This window comes from Streptomyces sp. NPDC004658, assembly GCF_040609555.1.
Taxonomy (GTDB): Bacteria; Actinomycetota; Actinomycetes; order Streptomycetales; family Streptomycetaceae; genus Streptomyces.
Window position 1 is genome coordinate 1 of the sequence record NZ_JBEXKG010000111.1, and the last position, 26,676, is coordinate 26,676.

Genomic DNA, 26,676 nt, shown 5'->3' on the forward strand with positions numbered 1-26,676 from the left:
GGCCGGCTGTCCGCGGCTGACGGGCGCGTGGCCGCTCCGCGTCGCGACCTCGAAAGGAGTCCCGCCCGGTGCACGCCAGGGCGCCCGGCCCCGGGCGGCATCCCCGGCCAGGGCCCCGGACGGGGAGCCCGGCACCGGTGGCGAAGGCGGACGCGGTGCCGCTCGTGCCGGCGGACACCTCCACCGGCACACGGCCGAGGAAGGCGCCGAGACCGAGCCGCCCGCCGTACTCGGGCGAACATCGGCGCCACGGCCACGCGTTGCCACCGACGACGTCCGTGAGGATGCCGATCCGCTCCCGGTCGCTCGACCACCCGGCGGGCCGGAGCCCCGGGGGCCGCGATCGCCGTGAGCGTCCGGCCGGAAGGTGACGTCGAGGCCGTCCGGGGCGGAGGTACGGCGGTGTCGCCGGAGCCGTGTCCCCTCACCGCGTCGGCCGCGCGGGCCGCCGCCCGCGCCGCGGAGATCGTGGTCAGGCGGCGCCGCCCTTGCCGGTGCGGCCGAACTGCTCCTCCAGGACGGACAGACGGCGCCAGTACTCGTCCTCGTCGATCTCGCCGGCGGCGAAGCGGCGGCCGAGGACCGCGAGCGGCGAGTCACCCGCCGGGCGTCCCCCGTCCACCGGCCGCCAGGGGCCGCCGCGCCCGCGCCGGCCGGTGCGCCGCAGGACGGTGACGACGCCGGTCACGGCGGCCGCCCAGATCAGCGGGACGAGCAGGATCCACGGGCCGGGTCCGCCACCGTCCCAGTGCGCCAGGGTTTGCATCTCGGGTCTCTCCCTCGTCGGTTCGGGTCTTCGGGTGATGTCCCGAGGCTCTCTCCGGGAGGCGGTCCGGGTCGTCGTGCGACCGGCGGCCGTGCGCGTACCCCGCGGGGAGTACGGGCGCGGCACCGGGCTGCTCCCACGGCATGTGGCGGGCTGTAACTACTAGTATGTACAGTAGCCCGCATGAGCACCTCGGAACGACTGATCGAGGCCACCCGCGAACTGCTGTGGGAGCGCGGCTACGTGGGCACCAGCCCCAAGGCCATCCTGGAGCGCGCCGGGGCCGGCCAGGGCAGCATGTACCACCACTTCCAGGGCAAGCCGGACCTCGCCCTGGCGGCCATCCGGCGCACCGCCGACGCGTTGCGGGCCACCGCGGAGGCCGTGCTGAACGGGCCGGGCACGCCGTACGAGCGCATCGAGGCGTACCTGCTGCGCGAGCGCGACGTGCTGCGGGGCTGTCCGGTCGGCCGGCTCACCATGGACCCGGACGTGATCGCGAGCGCGGAGCTGCGCGCGCCGGTCGACGAGACGATCGCCGCCATCCGCGAGCGGATCGCCGCGACCGTCGAAGAGGGCAAGCGGCAGGGGCAGTTCGCGCCCGGTCTGGACGGCGAGGAGATCGCCGCCGCCGTCCTCGCGACCGTGCAGGGCGGCTATGTCCTCGCCCGCGCGTCCGGATCGCCGGCCGCCTTCGACGCGGGCGTACGCGGTCTGCTCTCCCTGCTGGCACCTCCGCATCCCGGACAGGAGAACTGAGTCACGTGCCCGTCACCGGACGGCGTCCCGACACCCGGCCTGGGCCCGGTGGAGACCTTGCGGACGGCACGACGACCGAGTGGCACGCGCACGTGACCGACCACCCCGCCGGCTGAGGTGGCGCACTCCCCCGCCTGAGAAAGGGAATCCCCGATGCACGCCATGCAGTACGAGTTCACCCTGCCCGCCGACTACGACATGGGGACCATCCGCTCCCGGGTCGCCCGCGTCGGGCATCTGCTGGACGACTGGGAGGGCCTGGGCATCAAGACGTACGTCATGCGCGAACGCGGTGTGAACGGGTCACCGGTGAACCAGTACGGCCCGTTCTACCTCTGGAACACCACGGAGGGCATGAACGGCTTCCTGTGGGGCGGAGCCTTCCAGGGGCCCGTCGACGACTTCGGACGGCCCGCGATCCGGCAGTGGACCGGACTGGCCTTCGAGGAGGGCACCGCGGCCGCCTCCGCCCCGGCGTTCGCCGTCCGCCGAAGCCAACAGGTGCCGGACGGGGTGCGGTTGGCGTCCTTCATGGCGGACGCGGCGGCCGAGACGGAGCGGCTGGCGACGCGGGACGGCGCGGTGCTCGCGGCGGCGGCCGTGGACACCCACGCCTGGGAGCTGGTGCACTTCTCCCTCTGGGAGGGCGAGGCGCCCACAGTGGACGGGGACGTGTTCGAGGTGCTGCACCTGTCCGCACCCGGCCGGGACCGGCTCCCCCGCGGGCGGCAGTGGTGACCCGCGTCCGCACGGTCCTCGGTGACATCCCGCCCGAGGAGCTGGGCGTGTGCGACGCGCACGACCATCTCTTCCTGCGCAGCCCGCGGCTGCCGGGTCAGGAGCTGGACGACCCCTCCGCGGCGCGGTCCGAGCTGGCGGCCTTCCGCGCGGCGGGCGGAGCGGCCGTCGCGCAGTGGACGCCGTACGGCATGGGACGGCGGGTGGCGGACCTGCCGGGGCTGTCCCGCGCGACCGGGGTGCGGATCGTCTGCGCCACCGGACTGCACCAGGCGGCGCACTACGCCCCCGAGACGCTCGCCCGGCTGCGCGGCGGGCGGCTCGCCGACCTGTTCGTCTCCGAACTGACCGAGGGCATCGGGACGACCGGTGTGCGGGCCGGCTTCATCAAGGTGGCGGGCGGTTTCCACGGACTGGACGCGCACGCCCGCCGGACCATGGCGGCGGCGGCCGAGGCGCACCACGCCACCGGCGCCCCCGTCGCCGTGCACCTGGAGCTGGGCACCGGCGCCCTGGACGTACTGGACCTGCTCTGCGGTGAGCTGGGCGTGCCGGGTGAGCGGGTGATCCTGGGGCACCTGAACCGGTCCCCCGACCCGGTGACGCACCGTCAGGCCGCCGCGTCCGGCTGCTGGCTGGCCTTCGACGGCCCGTCCCGCGCCCACCACGCCACCGACTGGCGCATGCCGGAGGCCGTACGGGCCCTGGCGGAGGCGGGTTTCGGGGACCGGCTGCTGCTCGGCGGTGACACGGTGACCGCCGGGGCCCGCTCGGTCGACGGCGGGCCCGGGATGCCGTACCTGCTGCGCCGGGTACGGCAGCGGCTGGCGGAGGCGGTGGGCGCGGAGCTGGTGGAGCGGATCCTCGGGGAGCATCCGGGGCGGGCGTTCGGGACCGACTGGAAGTGAGCGCCTCCCGGCCCGGAAATGCGGGTGATCAAAAGCCGGTCGGGCCCCTAACCTGACCGGCATGACCGCACCCGCGTATCCGCCCAAGCCCGTCCCCGGCGACCGCATCGCGATCCTCTCGCCCGGATCCGGTCTGCCGGGGATCCTGCCGCTCCCCCATGAGCTGGGGCTCAGGCGGCTGCGGGAGGACTTCGGCCTGGAACCGGTGGAATACCCCACCACCCGCGTCATGGGCGCCACCCCGCGGGAGCGCGCCGCCGACATCCACGCCGCGTTCGCCGATCCGACGATCAAGGCGGTGATGGCCAGCATCGGCGGCGACGACCAGATCACCGTGCTGCCCCACCTGGACCGGGAGCTGATCCGCGCCCACCCGAAGCCGTTCTTCGGCATGAGTGACAACACCAATCTGCTGGTGTTCCTGCGCAACCTCGGCATCGTCGGCTACCACGGCGCCTGCCTGATGACCGAACTGGGGCGCCCGTACGCGCTGCACCCGATGACCGCCGACTCGGTGCGCGCGGCCCTGTTCACCCGCGGCGCGTACGAACTGCGCCCGGCCGAGCGCTACCGCGACACCGACCGCGACTGGGCCGACCCCGCCACGTTCGACGCCGAACCCGACTCCCAGCCGGGCGGCGGCTGGATCTGGCACCGGCCCGACCGGGTCGTCCAGGGACGCACGTGGGGCGGCAACCTGGAGATCCTCTCGTGGCTGCTGATGGCCGACCGCGAGATCGAACGCGATCCGGCGGCCTACGACGGCGGCGTGCTGTTCCTGGAGACCTCGGAGGAGCTGCCGAGCGCCACCGAGGTCTTCCGGATCCTGCGGAACATGGGGGAACGCGGCCTGCTGGAGCGCTTCCCGGCCCTGCTGATGGGCCGCGCCAAGGCCTGGTCGTTCCAGCGGCCGAACGACGCGGACGCCAAGCGCCGCTACGCCACCGAGCAGCGTGAGGCGGTGCTCCGTGCCCTGGAGGTGTACGCCCCGCACACCATGGCCGTCTTCGACGTCGACTTCGGCCACACCGATCCGCAGGTGGTGATCCCGTACGGCGGGGAGGTCGCCGTGGACGGCCCGGCGCGCCGGATCACGGTGACGTACTGACGGCCGGGTGTCCTGCGGTCGTCGCGCCTAGCCGATCCCGGCCAGCGCGGTCAGCGGGTCGTCCAGCACCGGCTGCCAGGCCAGTTCCGCCGCGCCGACCAGGCTGTTGTGGTCCAGGGTGCACGGCAGGATGGGGACGCCCCCGCTCTGGCCCCACAGGCTGCGACCGGCGACCACCGCGCGGAGCCGGCCGGGATCCGCGTCCAGCAGGGTGCGGTGCAGACCGCCGAGGATGATGCGGTCCGGGTTGAGGATGTTGACCAGGCCGGCCAGGCCGAGGCCGAGACGGTCGATGAGGACCTCGGCGGCCCTGCGGACGGCCGGGTCGTCGTACCGGGTACGCAGCAGGTCGTTGGCCTGCTGCACCAGGGACACCTCGGGGCCGGGCTCCCGGCCGGCCTCCGTGAGCAGGGCGAGCGGGTCCGCCTCGACGTCCAGGCAGCCCCGGCTGCCGCAGTGGCAGGGGCGGCCCTCCGGGTTGACCGTGAGATGGCCGACCTCCAGGGCGAGACCCGAACTGCCCGTGTGCAGACGGCCGTCCAGGACGAGCGCGCCGCCGACGCCCCGGTGCCCGGTGGCGACGCACAGCAGGTCCCGCGCGCCCCGGCCGGCGCCGTGCCGGTGCTCGGCGAGCGCGGCGAGGTTGACGTCGTTGCCCGCGAAGGCGGGTCCGGCGATGCCGGCGGCGCGCACGCGCTCCGCGAAGATCTCCCGGACGGGGGCGCCCGCGGGCCAGGCCAGGTGCAGGGGGTTGAGGGCCAGGCCGGCTGGTTCGGCGACGGCGGACGGCACGGCGAGTCCGGCGCCGACACAGCGCCGCCCGGTGGCGCGCAGCAGTTCCGCGCCCGCCTCGACCACGGAGCCGAGCACCTTCGCCGGGTCGGCGTCGACGGTCTCGCAGCCGGGGGCGGTCGCCACGATCCGTCCGCCGAGGCCGACCAGTGCGGCCCGGAAGCCGTCGGCGTGGATCTGCGCGGCGAGTGCGACCGGACCGTCCTCGGCGACCTCCAGACGGTGCGAGGGGCGCCCCTGGGAGCCCGCCGCCGCACCGGGCCGGGCGTCCACCCGGATCAGGCCCAGCGCCTCCAGCTCGGCGGCGACCGCGCCGGCCGTCGCCCGGGTGACGCCGAGTTCGGCGGTGAGCACGGCACGGGTCGGGGCCCGCCCGGTGTGCACCAGCTGCAGCGCCGGCCCGAGCGCTGCGCGCCCGCGGTCCAGCCGCGCCCTTGACGTGGTCCTCTCCCCCGCTGCCCGGGGATCCGCCTTGCCGCTCATGAGGGCGAGTCTCCCATGATCCGCACCCCGGGTGGCCTGCGCCGCCGGCTACAGGCCGCTCACCCGCAGGGTGATGTTGAGCCGTCCCGCGAGGCCGAGCCAGGCCGGGGCCGTGCCCGGGAGGACGCGCGGCACGCCGTGGTAGGCGAACCGGGACGGGCCGCCGAAGACGAACAGGTCGCCGCTGCGCAGCTCCACGTCGGTGTACGGTTTCGCGCGCGACTCGGTGTTGCCGAAGCGGAAGACGCAGGTGTCGCCGAGGCTGAGAGAGACCACCGGCGCGTCGGCCTGCTCGTCGCCGTCGCGGTGCATGCCCATGCGGGCGTCGCCGTCGTAGAAGTTGATCAGCGCGATGTCGTACGGCGCGGCGGGTACGGCGTCCGGTCCGAGCGCGTCGGCCACCGCGCGCCGGCCCAGCGCGTCGAGCCAGGCCGGGAACGGCTTGACGGGGCTGCCGTCGCCGTCGACGGCGGTGCGGGCGTAGGCGTACGGGTACCAGTGCCAGCCCAGGCAGACCTGGCGCGCGGTCATCGTGCCGCCGCCCGGGGTGCGGACGGTGCGCAGCCCGGCGGGGGGCCGGGCCCAGTCCCGGCAGGCGGCGAGCAGGGCGCGCTGCCGCTCGGCGTCCAGCCAGTCCACGACGTGCACGGCGCCCGGTGCGACCTCCGCACGCTCCCGGGGGAACAGGGCGTCCTCCATGCCCCCATCCTGCCCCACGCCCTCTGATCTGCGGCTCCGCTAGCCTGGACGCACGATGAGCGACCGTATGACGACACCGTGGGGCGAGGTCGAGCTGACCCGCTTCCCCGAGGACCCCCGCGACCGGCTGCGCGCGTGGGACGCCTCCGACGCGTACCTGCTGCGCCACCTCGCAGAGGAGAAGGTGCCGCTCACGGGCACGGTCGTGGTGGTCGGGGACCGCTGGGGCGCGCTGGTGACCGCGCTGGCGGAGCACCGGCCGACGCAGATCACCGACTCCTTCCTCGGGCAGGAGGCGACCCGTGCGAATCTGGCGCGGGCGGGCGTGGAGCCCGGTGCCGTACGGCTGCTGACCACGCAGGATCCGCCGCCGGAGCGGGTGGACGTGCTGCTGGTGCGGGTGCCGAAGAGCCTGGCGCTGCTGGAGGACCAGCTGCTGCGGCTGGCGCCCGCCGTGCACGCGGGCACGGTGGTGGTCGGCACCGGGATGGTGAAGGAGATCCACACCTCCACGCTCCGGCTGTTCGAGCGGGTCCTCGGCCCGACCCGGACCTCCCTGGCCCGGCAGAAGGCCCGGCTGATCTTCTGCACCCCGGACCCCGCGCTGGAGCGGCCCGCGAACCCGTGGCCGTACAGCTACGCCCTGCCGGACGGCGTCGGCGCGGTGTCGGGGCGCACGGTGGTCAACCACGCGGGCGTGTTCTGCGCCGAGCGACTGGACGTCGGCACCCGCTTCTTCCTCCAGCACCTGCCCGGACCCGGCGCCGGGCGCGTGGTGGACCTCGGCTGCGGCAACGGCGTGGTCGGTACGGCGGTGGCGCTCGCCGATCCGGCGGCCGAGGTGCTGTTCGTGGACGAGTCGTACCAGGCGGTGGCCTCGGCGGAGGCGACGTACAAGGCGAACGGGGTGCCGGGGCACGCCGAGTTCCGGGTCGGGGACGGGCTGGCCGGGGTGGCGCCCGGCAGTGTGGACCTGGTCCTGAACAACCCGCCCTTCCACTCCCACCAGGCGACCACGGACGCGACGGCGTGGCGGATGTTCACGGGGGCGCTGCGCTCGCTGCGGCCGGGGGGCGAACTGTGGGTGATCGGGAACCGGCACCTGGGCTACCACGTGAAGCTGAGGCGGTTGTTCGGAAACAGCGCGCTGGTGGCGTCGGACCCGAAGTTCGTGGTGCTGCGGGCGGTCAAAAGGGGCTAGGCGCCGTGCGGGACACGGTGCTGATCAACCCCCGGCCCGGGAGAGAACCCCGATGATCCGCCGCACCTCGGCAGCCATCGCCTCGCGCCCCGCGCCGAGGTAGGTGCGCGAGTCGACGGCCTCGGGACGGGCGGTGAGGAAATCCCTGATCGCGCCGGTCATGGCGGCGTTGAGGGCGGTCCCGACGTTGACCTTGGCGATGCCGCCGCCGACCGCCGCGACCAACGCGTCGTCCGGCACCCCGGAGGAGCCGTGCAGCACGAGCGGCACGCTCAGCGCGGCGGAGAGCCGGCCCAGCAGGCCGAGGTCGAGGACGGCGGTGCGGGTGGTCATGGCGTGCGCGCTGCCGATGGCGACGGCCAGGGCGTCGACGCCGGTGCCGGCGACGAAGTCCCGGGCGCGGCCGGGGTCGGTGCGGGCGCCGGGCGCGTGCGCGTCCAGCGGCGGCCGTCCGTCCTTGCCCCCGATCTGCCCCAACTCGGCCTCGATCCAGAGCCCTTGTGCGTGCGCCCAGTCGACTGCGGCCCGGGTCGCCGCCAGGTTGCCGGCGTACGGGAGGCGGGCCGCGTCGTACATCACCGAGCTGAACCCGGCACCGGGCGCCTGCCGCAGCAGGTCGTCGCTCTGCACGTGGTCCAGGTGCAACGCGACGGGTACGGCGGCCCGTTCGGCGGCGGCGACGGCGGCGCGGGCCAGCGGCAGCAGCCGTCCGTAGCGGAACTTGACGGCGTTCTCGCTGACTTGGAGGACCACGGGCGCGCCGGCCGACTCGGCGCCGGCGATGACGGCCTCGATGTGTTCCAGGGTGATGATGTTGAACGCGGCGACGGCGGAGCGGGCGGCGGCGGCCCGGGTGATCAGCTCGCCTGTGGACGCGAGGGGCACGTGAGGTGTCCTTCCGGGACGGGCCGGCGGTTCAGGGGGCGAGGATCACCGAGCGGGTCAGGTGCCGCGGCCGGTCGGGGTCGAGGCCCCGGGCGGCGGCGACGGCGATCGCGAGCCGCTGGACCCGGAGGAGTTCGGCGAGCGGGTCGAGCCCGCCCTCGATCCACCGGCCGCCGGTGGCGCGGACCTGTTCGGCGAGGCCGTCGGGTGCCGGGCCGAGCATCCAGGTGGCCGTCCCCCCGGTGGTGACGCTGATCGGGCCGTGCCGGTACTCCATCGCCGGGTAGGACTCGGTCCAGGACAGGGAGGCCTCGCGCATCTTCAGCCCGGCCTCGTGGGCGAGTCCGACGGTCCAGCCGCGCCCGAGGAAGGTGAACTGCGCGCACTCCACGAGCCCTTCGGGCAGGGGGGTGGCGAGGGCGGTGCGCGCGTCGGCGACGGCGGCGTCGGTGTGCAGGCCGAGGTGGGCGCGCAGGAGGGTGAGCGCGGTCGTCGCGAACCGGGTCTGGACGACGGAGCGTTCGTCGGCGAAGTCCAGCACGACGAGGTCGTCGGCGGCCGACACGACGGGGGTGTCCGCGTCGGCGGTGACGGCGGTGGTGCGGGTCCGTCCCGCCAACTCGTCGATGAGTTGCAGTACTTCGGTGGTGGTGCCGGAGCGGGTGAGGGCGAGGACCCGGTCGTAGGACCGCCCGTGCGGGAACTCGGAGGCGGGGAACGCGTCGGTCTCGCCCTGTCCGGCGCCCTCGCGCAGGGCAGCCACGGCCTGGGCCATGAAGTACGAGGTCCCGCACCCGACGACGGCGACCCGTTCCCCCGGCTCCGGCAGCGCGCCGCGGTGCCGCCCCGCCTGCTCGGCCGCCCGTATCCAGCACTCGGGCTGGCTGTTCAGCTCGTTCTCGACATGTGTCATGCCCAGACCCTCCCCTGCTGATCGTTCCTGCAAGGTATAGCGGCCTTTCGAGCACAATCAAGCATTCGGACGCCGGAGCTGGTGCGCTAGGGTCGCCGGGAGATCGCACGGAAGGGAGGCGGCGGATGTCCCGGGACGCCCGCTGGAAGGCGCTGCTGGAACTGCTCGTCGAGCGCGGCCGGCTGGAGGTCGAGGAGGCGGCGGCGGAGCTGGCGGTGTCGGCGGCGACGATCCGCCGGGACTTCGACCAGCTCGCCGAACAGCAGATGCTGGTCCGCACCCGGGGCGGGGCCGTGGTGCACGGGGTGTCCTACGAGCTCCCGCTGCGCTACAAGACGGCCCGGCGCGCCTCCGAGAAGCAGCGCGTCGCCAAGGCGGTGGCCGAACTCCTCGCTCCGGGCGAGGCGGTGGGGCTCACCGGCGGTACGACCACCACGGAGGTGGCCCGGGCGCTGGCCGTACGCGGCGACCTCGCCACCGGCTCACCCGCGCTCACCGTCGTCACCAACGCGCTCAACATCGCCAACGAGCTCGCCGTACGCCCCCAGTTCAAGATCGTGGTGACGGGCGGGGTGGCACGTGCGCAGTCGTACGAGCTCATCGGCCCGTTGGCGGACGGGGTGCTGGGCCAAGTCACGCTCGACGTGGCGGTGCTGGGCGTGGTCGGCTTCGACGTGACGCACGGGGCGGCGGCGCACGACGAGGCGGAGGCCGCGATCAACCGGCTGCTGTGCGAGCGCGCGGAGCGGGTCGTGGTCGCCGCCGACTCCAGCAAACTGGGCCGGCGCGCGTTCGCCCGGATCTGCGGCACGGACCTGGTGGACACCCTGGTGACGGACACGGCGGCGGAGCCGGAGACGGTACGACGGTTCGAGGAGGCGGGCGTCCGGGTGCTGACGGTCTGAGACGCCTGCGGCCGGGCCGCTCCCGGCTCGCGCCGTCGCCTCAGACACCGCCGAGGTCGGCCTTCACGAAGCCCGCGCCGCGCTGGTCGTTGCAGCCCACGACCGCCCGGTCCGCCGGGTCGGGCCACGTCTGCTGGGCCTGGAGCGCCACGCTGACCAGCGTCAACAGCAGGTCGACGTCGCTCGCGGCGTCCAGGCGCAGGGTCACCCACTGCGAGCCGGGCACGACCCTGATGGCGTCCGAGCCCCTGAGGTCCTTGGCGAACCGCCGGATGGCCCGGTCGGTGAGCCGCAGGTCGACATCGCGCTCGGAGTGGAAGTGCGCGATCTCCCCGTGGGCCGAACGCACGGCCTGTCCCAGCCCGCAGCTCGGGGCGGCCTGTCTCAGGTCCGGCCAGGTCGCCAGTTGCGCGAGCGCGCGTGAGGCCAACGTCATGGGCCCATCATGGCGCGCTCACCCGCTCGCAACCAGCTCGTGAGCAAGCATTAACCGGTCTGTATCCGCCGGGCGTTCAGGAACCCGCACAGAAGTCCGCCCGTGGAACACACCGGCGCCGCGGGTGGCGGCCGTTGGGCTCCGCCCCCTCCGTTGACTCCCGCCGAACCGCCGTGCGACGGTGAGGGGCGCGCTCCGCACGAGGAGCCCTGGGAACTGGAGGCAGACCGCCGTGACCTTCGGAAACGATGACTCCCGCCAGGCCATGGAGCGCAGTCTGACCCCGGACCAGGTGGAGCTGTTCGAGAAGGAGTTCGCCGCGCGTCCGGTGAACCGGCTGATGCAGAACGCGGTCACCCAGACGCCGGTGGACGATGTCGCCCTCGACCGGCGCGTCCTCAGCGGCATCGACCACTCGGTCTCCCACCACCTGGACGACTGGAAGGTCACCGACCAGAAGCAGAGCGGGCGTTGCTGGATGTTCGCCGGGCTCAACCTGCTGCGGGTCGGCGCGGCGCGGAAGCTGGGCGTGAAGGACTTCGAGTTCTCCCAGAACTACCTGCTGTGGTGGGACAAGTTCGAGCGGGCGAACCACTTCCTGGAGGCCGTCATCGAGACCGCGGACCGGGACGTGGACGACCGCACGGTGGCGCACCTGCTCGCGGATCCGATCGGTGACGGCGGCCAGTGGAACATGTTCGTCGCCCTGGTCGCCAAGCACGGCCTGGTCCCCAAGTCGGCCATGCCGGAGACCGACAGCTCCTCCTCGACCCGGGCGATGAACCGGGCCCTGGAGTCCCTGCTCCGCCAGGGCGCCCGCGACCTGCGCGGGCTGGCCGCCGAGGGGGTGGAGGCCCAGCGGGGGCACAAGCGGCAGGTGCTGGCCGCCGTCCACCGGGTGCTCGGCATCCACCTCGGCACGCCTCCGCAGCGGTTCCTGTGGCAGTGGGAGGACACGGACAAGGAGTTCCACCGCGACGGCTGGCTCACCCCGGCCGAGTTCGCCGCCTCGTACGTCCAGCTGCCGCTGGACGAGTACGTCTGCCTGGTGCACGACCCGCGGGAGTCGAGCCCGGTCGGCCGGACCTTCACCGTCGAGTACCTGGGCAATGTGGTGGACGCCCCGCCGGTGGTCTATCTCAACGCGCCGATCGAGCTGCTGAAGCGGCTGGCCATGGAGGCGGTCGTCGGCGGCGAGCCGGTGTGGTTCGGCTGCGACGTGGCCAAGATGATGCGCGCGGACGTCGGTGTCTGGGACGCCGCGCTCTTCGACTACGCGGCCGTCTACGACGCCCCGTTCACCCTGGACAAGGCCGACCGGCTGCTGCACCACGACACGCAGATGACCCACGCGATGCTGTTCACCGGCGTCGACGTGGTGGACGGGAGCCCGCGCCGCTGGCGCGTGGAGAACAGCTGGGGCGATGCGAAGGCCGACAAGGGCTTCTGGACCATGAACGACTCGTGGTTCGGTGAGCACGTCTTCGAGATCGCCGTGCGTCGCTCGGCGCTGCCTCCGGAACTGGCCGCCGCCCTCGACCGGCCGCCGATCGTCCTCCCCGCCTGGGACCCGATGGGTGCCCTCGCCCACTGAGCCGTCGGCCCCGCTCGGGCAGGGGCTCTCGGCCAGGGGCCGGCCGACGCGGACGTGGAGGTGAGGGCCACCGCACCGCCCTGTCCGGATCGGCAGTGCCGGTGCCGGGCCCGCTGGAGCCCACCTCATACGGCACACTCGGCACCATGGAGACTGCGGAGTACCTGGAGATTCTGGACCGCGAGGGCCGGCTGCTCGCGGCGGCTGCCGCTGCGGCGGGGGCCGAGGCCAAGGTGCCGACGTGCCCGGAGTGGCAGGTGCGGGACCTGGTGGGGCACACCGGCACGGTGCACCGGTGGGCCGCCGCCCTCGTCGCCGGGGGGCACACCGCGCCCCTACCCCTCGACGAGCCGCCGACGCTGGACGGGGCCGAGCTGGTGGCCTGGTACCGGGACGGTCACCGCCTGCTGGTGGAGACGCTGGCCGCCGCGCCCGCCGACCTGGAGTGCTGGACCTTCCACCCCGCGCCCGTCCCCTCGCCGCTGGCCTTCTGGATCCGGCGGCAGGCACACGAGACGACCGTGCACCGCTACGACGCCGAGGCGGCGCGCGGCGGGACGCCGTCCCCGATCGCGCCGGAGTTCGCGGCGGACGGCATCGACGAACTGCTGCGCGGCTTCCACGCCCGGCCGCGGAGCCGCGTACGCACCGAGGAGCCGCGTACGTTCCGGGTGCGCGCGGTGGACGCGGGGCCGGACGCGGTGTGGACCGTACGCCTCGGTGACGGACCGCCCGTGACCGTGCGGGCACAGGAGGGCCCGGCGGAGGCCGAACTGTCGGGGCCGGCCGACCAGTTGTACCTGGCGCTGTGGAACCGGACGGCGGTGCCGCAGGTGACCGGCGACGCGTCGCTCGCGGCCCTGTGGCGGGAGCGGTCCCGGATCTGACGAACCGCCGGGGTCCCGGCCCCGACCAGGTCAGTCGGCCTGGGCGAGCATCCTCGCCAGCACCGCGCGCTGCACCGGCCGTACCTCGCCGTGCAGTGCGCGTCCCTTCGCCGTGAGGGCCACCCGCACTCCGCGCCGGTCCTCCGGACACATGGCCCGTTCGACCAGGCCGTCCTTCTCCAGGCGGCCGATGAGCCGGGACAGCGCGCTCTGGCTGAGGTGGACCCGGTCGGAGATCTCCTGCACCCGGTAGGCGCAGCCGCCGTCCGCCGCCGAGCCCTCGGCCAGCAGGTCGAGCACCTCGAAGTCACTCGCGCACAGTCCGTGCCCGTGCAGCGCCCGGTCCACCTCGCACTGGGTGCGGGCATGCAGGGCAAGGATGTCCCGCCACTGGTCCACGAGCGCCTGTTCGGGCTGCTTCTTCGCCGCCATGACCGCACCGTAGCAGAGAAACGCATTTATTGCATCGTCATTAAATGCATTTGCATCTCATGCGCATGCATGTAATTGTACGCGGCATGACCACTCCGCTCACCACCTCGGCGACCCCGTCCCCGGCGGTTCGCTGGACACCCAGACTGTGGGGCACCCTGCTGGTGCTGTGCGCCGCGATGTTCCTCGACGCGCTGGACGTGTCGATGGTCGGCGTCGCGCTGCCGTCCATCGGTGCCGATCTCGGCCTCTCCACCTCGACCCTGCAATGGGTCGTCAGCGGCTACATCCTGGGCTACGGCGGCCTGCTCCTCCTGGGCGGCCGGACCGCCGACCTGCTGGGACGGCGCCAGGTGTTCCTGGTGGCGCTCGGCGTCTTCGCCCTCGCCTCGCTGCTCGGCGGACTCGTGGACTCCGGCCCGCTGCTGATCGCCAGCCGCTTCATCAAGGGCCTGAGCGCGGCCTTCACCGCACCGGCGGGCCTGTCGATCATCACCACGACCTTCCCGGAGGGGCCGCTGCGCAACCGGGCCCTGTCGATCTACACCACCTGCGCCGCCGCCGGCTACTCCATGGGCCTTGTCTTCTCCGGGCTGCTCACCGAGGCCAGCTGGCGGTTCACCATGCTGCTGCCCGCCCCCGTCGCCCTGCTCGCCCTGCTCGTGGGCATGAGGCTGCTGCCGCGCAGCGCGCGTGAACGCGACCACGGCGGCTACGACATCCCGGGTGCCGTCCTCGGCACCGCCTCGATGCTGCTGCTGGTGTTCACCGTCGTCGAGGCGCCGCAGACCGGCTGGGCCTCGGCCCGGACGCTCCTGTCCTTCGTCGCCGTGGCCGTCATGCTGGTCGCCTTCGTCCTCGTCGAGCTGCGCAGCCCCAGCCCGCTGATCCGGCTCGGGGTGCTGCGCTCCGGGCCGCAGGTGCGGGCCCAGCTGGGCGCGTTGACGTTCGTCGGCAGCTACACGGGGTTCCAGTTCCTGGTGACGCTCTACATGCAGCAGGTGCTGGGCTGGTCGGCCCTGCACACGGCCCTGGCGTTCCTGCCGGCGGGCGCGCTGGTGGCGCTCTCCGCGACCAAGGTGGGGACCGTCATCGACCGGTTCGGCACCACGCGGCTGATCGTGCTCGGCTTCGTCCTGCTGGCGGTCGGGTACGCGCTGTTCCTGCGGGTCGACCTGCACCCGGTCTACGCGGCCGTGATCCTGCCGACCATGCTGCTGGTCGGCTCGGGCTTCGCGCTGACCTTCCCCTCCCTCAACGTCCAGGCCACCAACGGCGTGGACGAGCACGAGCAGGGCATGGTCTCGGGGCTGCTGAACACCTCGGTGCAGGTGGGCGGCGCGCTCTTCCTGGCCGTCGTGACGGCGGTGGTGACCGCGCACGCTCCCGCGAAGGCCACCCCGCAGGCCGTCCTGGACAGCTACCGGCCCGGTCTGGTCGTGGTCGCGATCATCGCCGTGGCGGGGCTGCTGCTGTCGCTCACCGGGCTGCGCCGGCCCCGGCGGGGCCACTCGGTCGTGGTCGCCAGGTCCACCGTGAAGGAGGCGGACGCGGACCGCGTACCGGTCCGCGACTAGGGTCTTTCGTTCGGATCAGGCCGGATCAGGGACCGCGAGCCCGGCATGCTCCGAACGAGAGGCCCAGGAAACAGGGGGACGCCTCCACGCGTGCGCCCGGCGGGGATCGCTTGCCCCGCCGGGCGCACGCCTGTGCAGCCGCACACGGGAGCCGCCGCACCAAGGTCTCCGGCGGGCGGCTCAGCCCAGCCAGCCGGGCCGTACCAGCCCCGACTCGTAGGCGAGGACGACGAGTTGGGCGCGGTCCCGGACGCCCAGCTTCACCATGGCCCGGCTCACGTGCGTCTTGGCCGTGAGCGGGCTGACCACCAGCCGGCGGGCGATCTCCTCGTTGGACAGGCCGATGCCCACCAGCGCCATCACCTCCCGTTCCCGCTCGGTGAGCCGGGCGAGCGCGTCCACCGCCGCGGGCTGCTTGGAGCGGGCCGCGAACTCGGCGATGAGCCGGCGGGTGACGCCCGGCGACAGCAGTGCGTCCCCCTCCACGACCGCCCGTACGGCGCGCAGGAGTTCGTCCGGCTCGGTGTCCTTCACCAGGAAGCCGGAGGCGCCCGCGCGGATCGCCTCGAAGACGTACTCGTCCAGTTCGAAGGTGGTGAGCATGACCACCTTCACGTCCGCCGACTCCGTGTCGGAGGTGATCCGGCGGGTCGCGGCCAGGCCGTCCAGCAGCGGCATGCGGATGTCCATGAGGACGACGTCCGGCCGGAGTTCGCGGACCCGGCGCAGTGCCTCCTCCCCGTCGGCCGCCTCGCCGGCCACCTCGATGTCCGGCTGCGCGTCGAGCAGCGCCCGGAAGCCGGCGCGCACCAGCGACTGGTCGTCGGCGAGCAGTACCCGGATCACTGGTCCTCCCTGAGGTGCGACGGCAGGACGGCGAGCACCCGGAAGCCGCCGTCGGGGCGCGGGCCCGCCTCGATGGTGCCACCCAGCGCGGCGGCCCGCTCCCGCATGCCGGCCAGGCCGTTCCCGCTGCCCCCGGCGTCCGCGCCGGTCGCCGGTCCGTCGTCGTCGATCCGCACCCGCAGCACGCCGTCGGCGTACGCGAAGCGCACCCGCGCGTGCCGCGAACCGGAGTGGCGTACGACGTTGGTGAGAGCCTCCTGCACGATGCGGAAGGCGGCCAGGTCGGCGCCGGGCGGCAGCCGGGGTGGCTCGCCCTCGGTCTCGACGGTCAGGCCGGCCGCCGCTGCCTGTTCCACCAGTTCCGGCAGCCGGTCGAGCCCGGGCGCGGGGGCGCGCGGCGCGGCGCCCGGGGCGCGCAGGGTGCCGAGGACCTGGCGCACCTCGCCGAGCGCCTCCTTGCTGGCGGACTTGATCGTGGTGAGCGCGGCCCGCGCCTGCTCGGGGTCGCTGTCCAGCAGCGCGAGGCCCATGCTCGCCTGGACGTTGATGACGGAGATGCTGTGGGCCAGGACGTCGTGCAGCTCGCGGGCGATGCGCAGCCGCTCCTCGTCCGCGCGCCGTCGCGCCGCCTCGGCGCGGTCCGCGCGTTCCCGTGCCCACTGTTCGCGCCGGACCCGGGCCAGTTCGGCGAGGGCGACGACGGCCAGGACCCAGGTGGCGACGACGACCTCCTGGCCGATGCCCGCGCCGCGGTCCCCGGCGGGCGGGAGCCACCGGTACAGCCAGAGCGCGACCAGGACGTGTCCCGCCCACAGCAGTGCGACGGCCGCCCAGGCCGCCCGCCGCTTCCCGGCGACGACCGCGCCGAAACAGCCGACGGCCACGGTCAGGAAGACCGGTCCGTAGGGGTAGCCGACGGCCAGATAGGCCAGGGTCGCGGTGGCCGTGCCGAACGCCACGGCCACCGGGTGGCGGTGCCGCCACAGCAACAGGGCCGAGGCGACGAGCAGCAGCACGCGCGCACAGCCGTCGAGCGGCACCCGGTCCGGCTGGCCGTGCCCGGCGAAGTCGCTGCCGACCAGCACGAACGCGGTGAGCAGCACGGTGGAGCGCCATGGCAGCCGGGCGCGATGCGCGTCGGCGTCGTCCGGGCGGTTCCACCCCGGGGGCCCGTACCGCCACCCGTGCGAGGGACCACCGCCGTGCTGCTCGTCCATGCGGCCACGCTAGACGCCGGCCCGCCGGGACGACGTCAGCCGGGCGAGGTGATCAGGTGTACTCCCTGGGGAGTACGGCTCGGGACGCCGGGATCGCGCGGCTCGCGGCGCCCGCCGCCGGGCGGGGACTCCGCGTCCCGGACGCCGGGGCGGACGGCGGCACCGCGCGAGCCGGGCCCCCGTACGACGCCGGGGCGGTGCGCGGCGGGCGCGGCCCGGCGCCGGGGTCCCGGCCGGGAGGAGCCCGGGCGGTCAGCTGACGTCCTCGCAGGGCAGGCCCACGGAGAGGTGTACCTGCCGTTGTCCAGCTCCCAGCCCTCGGCACAGGTCTGGCCGGATCCCCGGCCCTTCCCCGCGACGCCGGAATAGGCGCTGTCCCTGCCTTCCACCCTCATGCCGGGGCCCCACACATTGATGTGGCCGTAGAACCGGTTCGAGCCGCTGTAGTAGCCGCTCGTCGTGTTGCCGGACGCGTTGCCGACCACGTTGACGCAGACCTTGTGATCGCACCCGTGCGCATCCCTGTGCCCGGGGCTCTCGCTCATCCGGAGGCAAGGAAACCTCCTGTGTGACCGGCTCGGAGAACGTCTTGATGGCCAGTTGAGCCACAGCCGCGGCCCGCCCGGCAGGAGATCCGCCGCCAAACCACCCTGAAGGGGGGCAACCCCCCACTCACCCCCGGCCCAGCCCGACCCCCTCCGCCAGCCGGCCGGCCGCGTGCCGGAAGAACGCTTCCCGGTCCTCCACCACCCGGTGGAACTGGCCGAACAGCTCGAATCCGATCAGCCCGAACAGCTCGGCCCAGGCCGCCACCAGGGCCACCGCCGCCTCCGGCGGTACGCCGGGGGCGAAGTCGTCGACCATGCGGGCGCCCTCGGGGCGCAGGCCGGCCGGGAGGGAGGGGACGGACAGCCCCGGACCCTCGTGGGCGTCCCGCACGATGCCGATGAAGACCATGCCGACGCGGGCCGCGGCGGGGACGGTGGTCTCGGGGGCGGAGTAGCCGGGCACGGGCGAGCCGTAGATCAGCGCGTACTCGTGCGGATGGGCGAGCGCCCAGCGCCGCACCCCCTCGCACACGGCGGTCCAGCGGTCCGGCGGCGGGGCGTCGGCCGCGGCGTCCCGGGCCCGCTCGGCCGCCTCGCCGACGGAGTCGTAGGCGTCGATGATCAGCGCGGTCAGCAGGTCGTCCCGGCTGGGGAAGTAGCGGTACAGGGCCGACGAGACCATGCCCAGCTCGCGGGCCACGGCGCGGAGGGACAGCTTGGCCGCGCCCTCCGCCGCCAGCTGTCTGCGGGCCGCCTCCTTGATGGCCGCGGTGACTTCCTGCCTGGCCCGCGCGCGGGCACCCTGTGCGGTGGTCATGCCAGCAGTGTGCCACGCGAGAGAGCGGTGCACACAGACGTGAGCGGTGAACAAAAAAGAGAGCACTGCTCTTGCTCTGGAGCACCTGCCGGCCCCACACTGGAGGCCGGCGAGAGCACCGCTCTCTCACACCGTGGGGGTCATCATGTCGACACACGTCGTCAAGCCGGGCTGGTTCACCGTCAACGTCTTCAACCGGGCCGTCTCCTGGCTCACCCGGCGCGGCATCAGCGTCTGGGGCTCCCGGGTCCTCGCGGTACGGGGGCGCAAGAGCGGGCAGTGGCGCACCACGCCGGTCAACCTGCTGACGGTGGGCGGGCAGCAGTACCTGGTCGCCCCGCGCGGTCACGTCCAGTGGACCCGGAACATGCGCGCGGCCGGCGGCGGTGAACTCCGGCTCGGCAAGAACGTGGAGGTCTTCACCGCGACCGAGGTCGCCGACGACGACAAGGTCCCGCTGCTGCGCGCCTACCTCAAGCGCTGGAAGGCGGAGGTCGGGGTCTTCTTCAACGGAGTCGGCCCCGACTCCCCGGACGCGGAGCTGCGCCGGATCGCCCCCGACCACCCGGTCTTCCGCATCACCGTCACGAACTGACGGGCTCCTCCACCGGGGCCGCCTGGCCCCGGTCGAGCGCGGCCAGGGCGCGCTGGGCGATCGGGTGGGAGCGGACGAGCTCGCCCAGCGAGGTCGAGCCCTGGGTGATGTCCCGGAACGCCCGCCAGGCCGGGCGGAAGCCCGTGAGGGCCGCGTGGAAGAGGCCGGGGCGCTTCTCGAACACCGCCAGCATCCGCTTGCCGACGCTCATCTCAACGCCGAGCCCGGCCTTGATCGCGAAGGCGTAGTTCAGGGCCTGGCGGCGGGTGTCGACGGCGTCGTGCGCCTCGGCGATCCGCACCGCCCACTCCCCCGCCAGCCGGCCCGAGCGCAGCGCGAAGGAGATGCCCTCGCGGGTCCACGGCTCCAGCAGGCCGGCCGCGTCCCCGCAGACCAGCACCCGGCCCCGGGAGAGCGGCGAGTCGTCGGCACGGCAGCGGGTCAGATGCCCGGAGGAGATGGCGGGCTCGAAGCCGGCGAGGCCCAGCCGGGCGATGAAGTCCTCCAAGTACCGCTTGGTGGCGGCGCCTTCACCGCGCGCGGAGATCACGCCGACCGTCAGCGTGTCGCCCTTCGGGAACACCCAGCCGTAACTGCCGGGCATCGGGCCCCAGTCGATGAGGACCCGGCCCTTCCAGTCCTCGGCGACCGTCTCGGGCACCGGGATCTCCGCCTCCAGGCCGAGGTCGACCTGGTCGAGCTTCACACCGACGTGGGCCCCTATCCGGCTGGCGCTGCCGTCGGCGCCGACCACCGCGCGGGCCAGCACCGTCTCCCCGCCCTGGAGGACGACGGCGACCGTGCGCCGGTCCGGCACCGCCGAGCCGTGCTGCTCGACCCGCTGCACGGTGACGCCCGTGCGCAGCTCGGCGCCCGCCTTCTGGGCGTGCTCGACCAGCTGCTGGTCGAACTCGGGGCGGTTGATCAGCCCGAACAGCATCTGCTTGGAGCGGCGGGTGCGGGTGAAGCGGCCGTTGTTCGAGAAGGTGACCGCGTGCACCCGGTCCCGGAAGGGCAGCTCGAAGCCGGGCGGCAGCGCGTCGCGCGAGGGGCCGATGATGCCGCCGCCGCACGTCTTGTAGCGGGGCAACTCGGCTTTCTCCAGCAACAGCACGCGCCGTCCCGCGACCGCCGCCGCGTAGGCGGCCGAGGCGCCCGCGGGGCCCGCGCCCACCACGACGACGTCCCAGACCCGCTGCACGCCGTCCGCCGAAGAGTTCTCGCCGCTCACGATGGTCTACCGCTCCGATCAAGCCGTTGCCGAGTGTCCTGTCGCATCCTACGGCGGCCGTCCGCGCAGGCCACTGTGGGAGTATCGGTCTCACCCCGTACAACGTCGCACCTACGAGGAGCGTGCCCATGCCGTCGAATCCGCTCGCCGAGACCGTCGCCTCGCTGCTGCCCCGGGCGAAGGCGGAGCTGACCGAACTGGTCGCCTTCAAGTCGGTGGCGGACTTCACGCAGTTCCCCAAGAGCGAGAGCGACGCCGCCGCGGACTGGATAGCCGAGGCGCTGCGCGCCGAGGGCTTCACCGACGTGGCGCTGCTGGACACCCCGGACGGCACCCGGTCCGTGTACGGCCACCTGCCCGGGCCGGAGGGTGCGAAAACGGTTCTCCTGTACGCGCACTACGACGTGCAGCCCCCGCTGGACGAGGCCGGCTGGGCCACCCCGCCGTTCGAGCTGACCGAGCGCGACGGCCGCTGGTACGGCCGCGGCACCGCCGACTGCAAGGGCGGCTTCATCATGCACCTGCTCGCGCTGCGCGCCCTGAAGGCGAACGGCGGCGTACCGGTGCACGTGAAGGTGATCGTCGAAGGCTCCGAGGAGCAGGGCACGGGCGGCCTGGAGCGGTACGCCGAACAGCACCCCGAGCTGCTGGAGGCGGACACCATCGTCATCGGCGACGCGGGCAACTTCCGGGTCGGCCTGCCGACGGTGACCACCACGCTGCGCGGTATGACCATGCTCCGGGTGCGGATCGACACCCTGGCCGGCAACCTGCACTCGGGCCAGTTCGGCGGCGCCGCCCCGGACGCGCTGGCCGCGCTGATCCGGGTGCTCGACTCGCTGCGCGCCGAGGACGGCTCGACCACCGTCGACGGCCTGGACGCCACCGCCCGCTGGGACGGCCTGGAGTACGCCGAGGAGCAGTTCCGCGCGGACGCCAAGGTCCTGGACGGCGTGGGGCTGATCGGTGACGGCTCCGTCGCCGACCGGATCTGGGCCCGGCCGGCGGTCACCGTCCTCGGCATCGACTGCCCGCCGGTCGTCGGCGCCACCCCGTCGGTGCAGTCGAGCGCCCGCGCCCTGATCAGCCTGCGGGTGCCGCCGGGCGTGGACGCGGCGGAGGCCACCAAGCTGCTCCAGGCGCACATCGAGGCGCACACCCCGTGGGGCGCCCGGGTCAGCACCGAGCAGATCGGTCAGGGCCAGCCGTTCCGCGCCGACACCTCCAGCCCCGCCTACCAGGCGATGGCCGACGCGATGGCGGTGGCCTACCCGGGGCAGACCCTGCAGTACGCGGGGCAGGGCGGCTCCATCCCGCTGTGCAACACGCTCGCCGGTCTCTACCCGCGGGCGGAGATCCTGCTGATCGGGCTGAGCGAGCCGGAGGCGCAGATCCACGCCGTCAACGAGAGCGTGTCCCCCGAGGAGCTGGAGCGGCTGTCGGTCGCCGAGGCGCTGTTCCTGCGCAACTACGCGGCGAGCTGAACCGCTCTGCCCACGGCAGAGGGCCCTCGCCTCCCGGCGGGGGCCCTTCCTACGGTCGGCGCATGGACGTCATCGCACTGCTGCCCCGCCTGCACCTGTTCCGCTTCCCGGTCGGCCAGGCCTACCTCTGGCGCGACGACGACGAGCTGACCCTGATCGACGCGGGCCTGACCGGCTCCGGCCGGACGATCGCCGACGCGATCACCGCCCTGGGACACGCCCCGCACGACGTGCGCCGCGTCGTCCTGACCCACTTCCACGAGGATCACGCCGGCGGGGCGGGCGAGTTCGCCGCGCTGAGCGGGGCCGAGGTGCTGGCGCACGGTCTGGACGCGCCGTTCGTGCGCGGGGAACTGCCGGGCCCGACGCCGCGGTTCGAGGAGTGGGAGCTGCCGATCCACGCGCAGGCGGCCCGTCACCTGCCCGAGGGGCCGCCGGTGCCCCCGTCCTCGGTCACCGAGGTGACGGACGGAGACGTCCTCGCCTTCGGCGGCGGCGCCCGCGTGGTCCACGTCCCGGGACACACCGACGGCAGCGTCGCGCTGTTCCTGCCCGCCGAGGGCGTGCTGTTCACCGGGGACACGGTGGCGTCGGCCGACGGTGTCCCGGTCCCCGGGGTGTTCAACCTGGACCGACAGCAACTCCTCGCGTCCCTACGGCGATTGGCCGGCCTCGGCGCGGAGGTGGCCTGCTTCGGCCACGGCGACCCTGTCCTGAGCGGCGCCGACGCCGCACTGCGCTCGATCGTCGCGGCGCCGGGTCAGCCGACCGGCACACCCGCCTCCAGGTAGAGCGCGCTGCCCCGCTCCCGGGCCCGCAACGCCCAGCGCAGCCGCTCGTAGCGCACGGGTGGCAGCATCGCGGCGGCCTCCTGTTCGGTGGCGAACCGCCAGGCGCGCAGTTCCGGGCCGGGCAGCAGTACCCGGGACGCCTCCCCGGATTCCAGCCGGCCCCCGTCGAACAGCAGCCGCAGCCCGCCGAACCCCGGGGGGACGGGACGCTCCCAGTCCACGACCAGCAGCCGGGGCACCTCGCGCAGGTGTATCCCGGTCTCCTCGGCGACCTCGCGCATCCCGGCGCGGGCCGGCGCCTCGCCCCGCTCCACCACACCACCGGGGAACTCCCAGCCGGGCTTGTAGGTGGGGTCGACCAGGAGCACCCGGTCGTGCTCGTCGAAGAGCAGCACACCGGCGGCGAGCGTCTCGGCGGTCGGCTCGGGGGTCTGCACGATGTCGCAGGCGGGTACGGCGCCGCTGCCGACGGCGTCGGCGACGCGCACGGCGGTCTCGTACGGGGTAAGGTCGCTGGTGTCGACCGGGTGGGCGTCGGCGGTGAGCCAGGAGGCGAGGGCGGCGCGGTAGGGCTCGATGTGGTCGTACGACCACTGCCGTACGCGTATCTCGCCGTCGGGCGGGTCGGGCGGGATCTCCCGCCCGGCTATCCGCTCGCGCAGGATCGTTTCGGCCGGGGCGAGCAGCACATGGTGCACGGCGATCCGGCGGGCGGCGAGACCGCCGAAGATCTCGTCCCGGTACTCCTGGCGCAGCAGGGTCATGGGCACCACGAGAGTGCCGCCCAGCTCGGCGAGCATCGCGGCGGCGGTGTCGACCACCAGCCGGCGCCAGATCGGCAGGTCCTGGAAGTCGCCGGCCTCGGCGAGGTGCTTGGGCGGCAGCAGGTGCGTGAGCGCCCCGCCGATGACCTCGGGGTCGAAGAGCGCGCTGTTCGGGATCAGTTCGATCAGTTCGCGTGCCGTGGTGGTCTTCCCCGCACCGAACGCGCCGTTGATCCAGACGACGGTCACGGACTCCCCCTCCTGTGTCGGCCCCCTGAGGCTTGCCCGCTCCACCCTGCCACGGAAACCCCCGCGCGTTGAGGGCGCCCGTCCGCGCGGGGACGGGAGTGCCGGTGCCCCCCGCGGCGGGGACACCGGCACGCACGCCCTGCGCCGTCGGGGGTTACTCGTGTCCGAGGGCGCCGTGGTCGACGTCCAGGCTGTCCTGGGCGACGAGATGACCGGCCGTGTCGAGGGTGTCCGAAACGTTGAGGTCACCGAGGGCTCCGTCGTCCGCCGCGTGCGACGGGGTGACGGCGGCCACGACGAATCCGGCGGCGAGGGTGGCGATGGCGAGCATGCTGCGCTTCTTCATGCGCTGATCAACTGCCCTGACGGCCGGGGGTCACGCCGTGCTCGGCGAGCACCGGATCGCGGGACCCGGAAGCGCACACAGTCGAACACGTGCCGAGCCTCTTCCAACACAGTCCGACACGTCCTACCGTAAGCGCGCACTGATGACGCGTACATGCAGTCAAGCAGGTACGTAGTCGTCCCTGTCCCGCGAGTCGGAGGAACGTCAACGATGCGTCGCCCTCACACCCGCACGACCCGCACCACACGCCGAAGGGTGGCCGGAGCGCTCACCGCGGCCCTGCTGTGCGCGGCCGGCCTGGCCGCCCCCGCCCTCGCCGCCCCGGCCGACACCCCCGGAGCACCCACCGTCCCCGCCCTGGCCGACGGGCTCGCCCTCACCCCGCCGATGGGCTTCAACAACTGGAACTCCACCCACTGCCGCGCCGACTTCAACGCGTCCATGGTCGAGGGCATCGCGGACCTCTTCGTGGAGAAGGGCCTCAAGGACGCGGGGTACCGGTACGTCAACCTCGACGACTGCTGGGCCCTGCCGGACCGGGACGCGAACGGCAAGCTGGTGCCCGACCCCGTGCGCTTCCCCGACGGCATCAAGGCGGTCGCGGACTACGTCCACGCCAAGGGGCTCAAGCTGGGCATCTACACCAGCGCCGGCACCAAGACCTGCGACGGCGCGGGCTTCCCGGGCGCCCTGGGCCACGAGTACAGCGACGCGCGGCAGTTCGCCGACTGGGGCGTGGACTACCTGAAGTACGACAACTGCAACAACCAGGGCGTGGACGCCCAGCAGCGCTACCGGACCATGCGCGACGCGCTGAAGGCGACCGGGCGGCCCATCGTCTACAGCATCTGCGAGTGGGGCCAGAACAAGCCCTGGGAGTGGGCCTCGGACGTCGGCCACCTGTGGCGGACCACCGGCGACATCAGCGACAACTGGAGCTCGATGCTGTCGATCCTGAAGCAGAACCTCCCGCTCGCCCCGTACGCCGGACCCGGCCACTGGAACGACCCCGACATGCTGGAGGTCGGCAACGGCGGCATGACGGACACCGAGTACCGCTCGCACTTCTCGCTCTGGTCGGTCATGGCCGCGCCCCTGCTCATCGGCACCGACCTGCGCAAGGCCTCCCAGGCGACGTACGACATCCTGGGCAACAAGGAGGTCATCGCCGTCGACCAGGACCCGCTCGGCAAGCAGGGCACCGTCGTCTCCTCCGAGGGCGGCCGCTGGGTCGTCGCCAAGGAGATGAAGGACGGCAGCCGCGCGGTGGCCCTCTTCAACGAGTCCGGCACCGCCCAGCGGATCACCACCAGCGCCGGCGCCGTCGGCCTGCCGGACGCCGACGCCTACGCCCTGCGCGACCTGTGGCAGCACCGCACGTACAACACCGCCGGCACCATCGCCGCCACCGTCCCGGCCCACGGCACGGTCCTGCTGCGCGTCTCGGCCGACCCGCGCTGGGCCGACCATCCGCCGGCCGTGGAACTCGGACTGGACGGCAGCCCGTTGCTGGAGGCGGGCACCCCCGCCACGCTCACCAGCACCGTGACCGACCTCGGCCGGACTCCCGCGCGGCGGGTCTCCGTGTCGCTGACCGGCCCCGCCGGCTGGACGGTACGGCCCACCTCGGCGACCTCGGCCCCCGCGCTGGCCCCCGGCGGGACGCTGTCCACCGGCTGGCGGGTGACCGCGCCGTCCGGCACCCCGGCCGGCTCCTACGGCCTCACGCTCACCACGAGCTACCGCTCGCCGTCCGGCACACCGGTCACCAGCACCCTTCCGCTGACCGCGTCCATCGTCGTACCGCCGCCCGCCGGGACGTCGTACCTCGGTGATCTGCCGTGGCTGTCGGCGACCAGCGGCTGGGGGCCGGTGGAACGGAACACCAGCAACGGGGAGAGCGCCGCCGGCGACGGCAATCCGCTCACCATCGGCGGCACCGTGTACGCCAAGGGCCTCGGCGTGCACGCGCTCAGCGACATCTCCTTCTACACCGGCAAGGCCTGCGAGAAGGTCACCGCGCAGGTCGGCGTGGACGACGAGAAGGGCACGAAGGGCACCGTCGCCTTCGAGATCTGGGCGGACGGCACGAAGGCCGCGTCCACCGGTGTCCTCACCAACGCGATGCCCGCCCAGCCGCTCACCGCCGACGTCACCGGCGCCCAGGTGGTACGGCTGGTCGTCACCGACGGCGGCGACGGCGTCGACTCCGACCACGCGGACTGGGCGGACGCCCGACTCACCTGCTGACCGGCCCGGGCTCCGCTGGGAGCTGAGGGCGGGGCAGCGCCGCCCCCAGCAACCCCCTGACGGGTCCGCCCCGGCGAACCCCCGGCACCCTGCCGTCGGAGCGGGCGGACCCTAGCGGCTCACCGGCGTCGCGTCCGCGGTGCGGGTCAGGGCCGCCGCAGCCGCGCCGACCAGGCCCGCGTCGGTGCCCATCTGCGCGGGGACGACGGTGAGGTGCCGCACGAAGGACAGGGTCGCGTAGTCGGTGAGGGACTTGCGCAGCGGCGTGAACAGGACGTCGCCCGCCTTGCCGACGCCCCCGCCGATCACCGCGATGTCGATCTCGACCAGCGTCGCGGTGGCCGCGATACCGGCGGCGAGCGCCTGTGCCGCCCGCTCGAACGAGGCGACGGCCACCGGGTCGCCCGCGCGGGCCGCGGCGGCCACCGCGGCGGCCGAGGTGTCCCCGTCGGGCC

Annotated in this window: 28 protein-coding genes; 13 read left to right on the forward strand and 15 right to left on the reverse strand. The window is 73.8% G+C overall.

From position 1 onward, the window contains the following. Nucleotides 1–472: 472 nt before the first annotated feature. Entirely contained in the window at nucleotides 473–766 is a 294-nt protein-coding gene (locus ABZV94_RS29230; protein WP_356345527.1) for an SHOCT domain-containing protein, read from the reverse strand. Nucleotides 767–949: 183 nt separating this feature from the next. Here ABZV94_RS29230 and ABZV94_RS29235 point away from each other — a divergent pair, with 183 nt between their 5' ends. The 4 genes from ABZV94_RS29235 to ABZV94_RS29250 all read left to right on the forward strand — a co-directional run bounded on the left by ABZV94_RS29235 (nucleotide 950) and on the right by ABZV94_RS29250 (nucleotide 4,279). Next, nucleotides 950–1,525, forward strand: coding sequence for a TetR/AcrR family transcriptional regulator (locus ABZV94_RS29235; RefSeq protein ID WP_356345528.1), 576 nt, complete (start codon nucleotides 950–952; stop codon nucleotides 1,523–1,525). Between the two features lie 153 nt (nucleotides 1,526–1,678). Further along, nucleotides 1,679–2,263 (forward strand): DUF4865 family protein, encoded by a 585-nt coding sequence (locus ABZV94_RS29240; protein WP_356345531.1) that lies wholly within the window; start codon nucleotides 1,679–1,681, stop codon nucleotides 2,261–2,263. Beyond that, nucleotides 2,260–3,171, forward strand: coding sequence for a phosphotriesterase (locus ABZV94_RS29245; protein WP_356345533.1), 912 nt, complete (start codon nucleotides 2,260–2,262; stop codon nucleotides 3,169–3,171). Before ABZV94_RS29240 ends, ABZV94_RS29245 begins: the two co-directional genes overlap by 4 nt. A gap of 61 nt (nucleotides 3,172–3,232) precedes the next feature. Beyond that, on the forward strand, nucleotides 3,233–4,279 hold the full coding sequence (locus ABZV94_RS29250; RefSeq protein ID WP_356345535.1) for a S66 peptidase family protein: 1,047 nt from the start codon (nucleotides 3,233–3,235) through the stop codon (nucleotides 4,277–4,279). A gap of 27 nt (nucleotides 4,280–4,306) precedes the next feature. Here ABZV94_RS29250 and ABZV94_RS29255 read toward each other — a convergent pair whose 3' ends face one another. Next, the gene (locus tag ABZV94_RS29255) at nucleotides 4,307–5,554 is read right to left on the reverse strand and encodes an ROK family protein (RefSeq protein WP_356345537.1); all 1,248 of its coding nucleotides are present in this window, start codon (nucleotides 5,552–5,554) and stop codon (nucleotides 4,307–4,309) included. A gap of 48 nt (nucleotides 5,555–5,602) precedes the next feature. Further along, complete coding sequence (locus ABZV94_RS29260) at nucleotides 5,603–6,253, reverse strand: alpha-ketoglutarate-dependent dioxygenase AlkB (protein WP_356345539.1); 651 nt, start codon at nucleotides 6,251–6,253, stop codon at nucleotides 5,603–5,605. A 67-nt stretch (nucleotides 6,254–6,320) separates the two neighbouring features. On the opposite strand from ABZV94_RS29260, the gene ABZV94_RS29265 reads away from it, so the two are divergent. Beyond that, entirely contained in the window at nucleotides 6,321–7,454 is a 1,134-nt protein-coding gene (locus tag ABZV94_RS29265; RefSeq protein WP_356345541.1) for a methyltransferase, read from the forward strand. A 24-nt stretch (nucleotides 7,455–7,478) separates the two neighbouring features. Here ABZV94_RS29265 and ABZV94_RS29270 read toward each other — a convergent pair whose 3' ends face one another. Both ABZV94_RS29270 and ABZV94_RS29275 read right to left on the reverse strand, forming a co-directional pair. Then, a complete protein-coding gene (locus ABZV94_RS29270; protein ID WP_356345543.1) occupies nucleotides 7,479–8,339 on the reverse strand; it encodes a class II fructose-bisphosphate aldolase in 861 nt (286 codons plus the stop codon). 31 nt (nucleotides 8,340–8,370) lie between these two features. Further along, the gene (locus ABZV94_RS29275) at nucleotides 8,371–9,252 is read right to left on the reverse strand and encodes an SIS domain-containing protein (protein WP_356345546.1); all 882 of its coding nucleotides are present in this window, start codon (nucleotides 9,250–9,252) and stop codon (nucleotides 8,371–8,373) included. Nucleotides 9,253–9,377: 125 nt separating this feature from the next. On the opposite strand from ABZV94_RS29275, the gene ABZV94_RS29280 reads away from it, so the two are divergent. Then, complete coding sequence (locus ABZV94_RS29280; protein ID WP_356345547.1) at nucleotides 9,378–10,157, forward strand: DeoR/GlpR family DNA-binding transcription regulator; 780 nt, start codon at nucleotides 9,378–9,380, stop codon at nucleotides 10,155–10,157. A 40-nt stretch (nucleotides 10,158–10,197) separates the two neighbouring features. On the opposite strand, the gene ABZV94_RS29285 is transcribed toward ABZV94_RS29280, so the two are convergent. Then, complete coding sequence (locus ABZV94_RS29285) at nucleotides 10,198–10,593, reverse strand: luciferase family protein (protein WP_356345549.1); 396 nt, start codon at nucleotides 10,591–10,593, stop codon at nucleotides 10,198–10,200. Between the two features lie 232 nt (nucleotides 10,594–10,825). Here ABZV94_RS29285 and ABZV94_RS29290 point away from each other — a divergent pair, with 232 nt between their 5' ends. Further along, nucleotides 10,826–12,187: a C1 family peptidase gene (locus ABZV94_RS29290; RefSeq protein ID WP_356345552.1), complete on the forward strand. Its 1,362-nt coding sequence runs from the start codon at nucleotides 10,826–10,828 to the stop codon at nucleotides 12,185–12,187. A gap of 146 nt (nucleotides 12,188–12,333) precedes the next feature. Then, nucleotides 12,334–13,074, forward strand: a complete 741-nt coding sequence (locus ABZV94_RS29295) for a maleylpyruvate isomerase family mycothiol-dependent enzyme (RefSeq protein WP_356345554.1) — start codon at nucleotides 12,334–12,336, stop codon at nucleotides 13,072–13,074. Between the two features lie 30 nt (nucleotides 13,075–13,104). On the opposite strand, the gene ABZV94_RS29300 is transcribed toward ABZV94_RS29295, so the two are convergent. Next, on the reverse strand, nucleotides 13,105–13,506 hold the full coding sequence (locus ABZV94_RS29300) for a MarR family transcriptional regulator (RefSeq protein WP_356345556.1): 402 nt from the start codon (nucleotides 13,504–13,506) through the stop codon (nucleotides 13,105–13,107). Nucleotides 13,507–13,592: 86 nt separating this feature from the next. Here ABZV94_RS29300 and ABZV94_RS29305 point away from each other — a divergent pair, with 86 nt between their 5' ends. Further along, entirely contained in the window at nucleotides 13,593–15,083 is a 1,491-nt protein-coding gene (locus ABZV94_RS29305) for an MFS transporter (protein ID WP_356345559.1), read from the forward strand. 180 nt (nucleotides 15,084–15,263) lie between these two features. On the opposite strand, the gene ABZV94_RS29310 is transcribed toward ABZV94_RS29305, so the two are convergent. From ABZV94_RS29310 to ABZV94_RS29325, 4 genes are all read right to left on the reverse strand, one after another. Next, nucleotides 15,264–15,929, reverse strand: a complete 666-nt coding sequence (locus ABZV94_RS29310) for a response regulator transcription factor (protein ID WP_356345561.1) — start codon at nucleotides 15,927–15,929, stop codon at nucleotides 15,264–15,266. Next, on the reverse strand, nucleotides 15,926–17,146 hold the full coding sequence (locus ABZV94_RS29315; RefSeq protein WP_356345564.1) for a sensor histidine kinase: 1,221 nt from the start codon (nucleotides 17,144–17,146) through the stop codon (nucleotides 15,926–15,928). Before ABZV94_RS29315 ends, ABZV94_RS29310 begins: the two co-directional genes overlap by 4 nt. A gap of 35 nt (nucleotides 17,147–17,181) precedes the next feature. Further along, the gene (locus ABZV94_RS29320) at nucleotides 17,182–17,691 is read right to left on the reverse strand and encodes a hypothetical protein (protein WP_356345566.1); all 510 of its coding nucleotides are present in this window, start codon (nucleotides 17,689–17,691) and stop codon (nucleotides 17,182–17,184) included. A gap of 127 nt (nucleotides 17,692–17,818) precedes the next feature. Next, entirely contained in the window at nucleotides 17,819–18,511 is a 693-nt protein-coding gene (locus ABZV94_RS29325) for a TetR/AcrR family transcriptional regulator (RefSeq protein ID WP_356345567.1), read from the reverse strand. Nucleotides 18,512–18,656: 145 nt separating this feature from the next. Between ABZV94_RS29325 and ABZV94_RS29330 the strand changes: the two genes are divergently transcribed. Then, nucleotides 18,657–19,106 (forward strand): nitroreductase family deazaflavin-dependent oxidoreductase, encoded by a 450-nt coding sequence (locus tag ABZV94_RS29330; RefSeq protein WP_356345569.1) that lies wholly within the window; start codon nucleotides 18,657–18,659, stop codon nucleotides 19,104–19,106. Here the strand turns inward: ABZV94_RS29330 and ABZV94_RS29335 are convergent. Continuing rightward, nucleotides 19,096–20,337 carry a geranylgeranyl reductase family protein gene (locus ABZV94_RS29335; RefSeq protein WP_356345572.1) on the reverse strand — a complete coding sequence of 414 codons (1,242 nt, stop codon included), beginning with the start codon at nucleotides 20,335–20,337 and terminating at the stop codon, nucleotides 19,096–19,098. The genes ABZV94_RS29330 and ABZV94_RS29335 overlap by 11 nt on opposite strands. Nucleotides 20,338–20,465: 128 nt before the next feature. Between ABZV94_RS29335 and ABZV94_RS29340 the strand changes: the two genes are divergently transcribed. Both ABZV94_RS29340 and ABZV94_RS29345 read left to right on the forward strand, forming a co-directional pair. Next, a complete protein-coding gene (locus tag ABZV94_RS29340; protein WP_356345574.1) occupies nucleotides 20,466–21,821 on the forward strand; it encodes a dipeptidase in 1,356 nt (451 codons plus the stop codon). A gap of 62 nt (nucleotides 21,822–21,883) precedes the next feature. Continuing rightward, nucleotides 21,884–22,612: an MBL fold metallo-hydrolase gene (locus ABZV94_RS29345; protein ID WP_356345576.1), complete on the forward strand. Its 729-nt coding sequence runs from the start codon at nucleotides 21,884–21,886 to the stop codon at nucleotides 22,610–22,612. Here the strand turns inward: ABZV94_RS29345 and ABZV94_RS29350 are convergent. Both ABZV94_RS29350 and ABZV94_RS29355 read right to left on the reverse strand, forming a co-directional pair. Further along, nucleotides 22,582–23,625 carry an NUDIX domain-containing protein gene (locus tag ABZV94_RS29350; RefSeq protein WP_356345578.1) on the reverse strand — a complete coding sequence of 348 codons (1,044 nt, stop codon included), beginning with the start codon at nucleotides 23,623–23,625 and terminating at the stop codon, nucleotides 22,582–22,584. The genes ABZV94_RS29345 and ABZV94_RS29350 overlap by 31 nt on opposite strands. A 154-nt stretch (nucleotides 23,626–23,779) precedes the next feature. Further along, nucleotides 23,780–23,971: a hypothetical protein gene (locus tag ABZV94_RS29355; RefSeq protein WP_356345580.1), complete on the reverse strand. Its 192-nt coding sequence runs from the start codon at nucleotides 23,969–23,971 to the stop codon at nucleotides 23,780–23,782. A 210-nt stretch (nucleotides 23,972–24,181) separates the two neighbouring features. On the opposite strand from ABZV94_RS29355, the gene ABZV94_RS29360 reads away from it, so the two are divergent. Then, the gene (locus tag ABZV94_RS29360; protein ID WP_356345583.1) at nucleotides 24,182–26,221 is read left to right on the forward strand and encodes an NPCBM/NEW2 domain-containing protein; all 2,040 of its coding nucleotides are present in this window, start codon (nucleotides 24,182–24,184) and stop codon (nucleotides 26,219–26,221) included. 111 nt (nucleotides 26,222–26,332) lie between these two features. Here ABZV94_RS29360 and ABZV94_RS29365 read toward each other — a convergent pair. Then, nucleotides 26,333–26,676 (reverse strand): ROK family protein (locus tag ABZV94_RS29365; protein WP_356345585.1); only part of this gene is annotated, 344 nt, incomplete at its 5' end.

Bases quoted from the DNA above. Each gene is read 5' to 3' on its own strand.
- ABZV94_RS29230 (WP_356345527.1), bottom strand. From the start codon at position 766: ATGCAAACCCTGGCGCACTGGGACGGTGGCGGACCCGGCCCGTGGATC.
- ABZV94_RS29235 (WP_356345528.1), top strand. From the start codon at position 950: ATGAGCACCTCGGAACGACTGATCGAGGCCACCCGCGAACTGCTGTGG.
- ABZV94_RS29240 (WP_356345531.1), top strand. From the start codon at position 1,679: ATGCACGCCATGCAGTACGAGTTCACCCTGCCCGCCGACTACGACATG.
- ABZV94_RS29250 (WP_356345535.1), top strand. From the start codon at position 3,233: ATGACCGCACCCGCGTATCCGCCCAAGCCCGTCCCCGGCGACCGCATC.
- ABZV94_RS29255 (WP_356345537.1), bottom strand. From the start codon at position 5,554: ATGAGCGGCAAGGCGGATCCCCGGGCAGCGGGGGAGAGGACCACGTCA.
- ABZV94_RS29260 (WP_356345539.1), bottom strand. From the start codon at position 6,253: ATGGAGGACGCCCTGTTCCCCCGGGAGCGTGCGGAGGTCGCACCGGGC.
- ABZV94_RS29265 (WP_356345541.1), top strand. From the start codon at position 6,321: ATGACGACACCGTGGGGCGAGGTCGAGCTGACCCGCTTCCCCGAGGAC.
- ABZV94_RS29275 (WP_356345546.1), bottom strand. From the start codon at position 9,252: ATGACACATGTCGAGAACGAGCTGAACAGCCAGCCCGAGTGCTGGATA.
- ABZV94_RS29280 (WP_356345547.1), top strand. From the start codon at position 9,378: ATGTCCCGGGACGCCCGCTGGAAGGCGCTGCTGGAACTGCTCGTCGAG.
- ABZV94_RS29285 (WP_356345549.1), bottom strand. From the start codon at position 10,593: ATGACGTTGGCCTCACGCGCGCTCGCGCAACTGGCGACCTGGCCGGAC.
- ABZV94_RS29295 (WP_356345554.1), top strand. From the start codon at position 12,334: ATGGAGACTGCGGAGTACCTGGAGATTCTGGACCGCGAGGGCCGGCTG.
- ABZV94_RS29300 (WP_356345556.1), bottom strand. From the start codon at position 13,506: ATGGCGGCGAAGAAGCAGCCCGAACAGGCGCTCGTGGACCAGTGGCGG.
- ABZV94_RS29305 (WP_356345559.1), top strand. From the start codon at position 13,593: ATGACCACTCCGCTCACCACCTCGGCGACCCCGTCCCCGGCGGTTCGC.
- ABZV94_RS29315 (WP_356345564.1), bottom strand. From the start codon at position 17,146: ATGGACGAGCAGCACGGCGGTGGTCCCTCGCACGGGTGGCGGTACGGG.
- ABZV94_RS29320 (WP_356345566.1), bottom strand. From the start codon at position 17,691: ATGAGCGAGAGCCCCGGGCACAGGGATGCGCACGGGTGCGATCACAAG.
- ABZV94_RS29325 (WP_356345567.1), bottom strand. From the start codon at position 18,511: ATGACCACCGCACAGGGTGCCCGCGCGCGGGCCAGGCAGGAAGTCACC.
- ABZV94_RS29330 (WP_356345569.1), top strand. From the start codon at position 18,657: ATGTCGACACACGTCGTCAAGCCGGGCTGGTTCACCGTCAACGTCTTC.
- ABZV94_RS29340 (WP_356345574.1), top strand. From the start codon at position 20,466: ATGCCGTCGAATCCGCTCGCCGAGACCGTCGCCTCGCTGCTGCCCCGG.
- ABZV94_RS29345 (WP_356345576.1), top strand. From the start codon at position 21,884: ATGGACGTCATCGCACTGCTGCCCCGCCTGCACCTGTTCCGCTTCCCG.
- ABZV94_RS29355 (WP_356345580.1), bottom strand. From the start codon at position 23,971: ATGAAGAAGCGCAGCATGCTCGCCATCGCCACCCTCGCCGCCGGATTC.
- ABZV94_RS29360 (WP_356345583.1), top strand. From the start codon at position 24,182: ATGCGTCGCCCTCACACCCGCACGACCCGCACCACACGCCGAAGGGTG.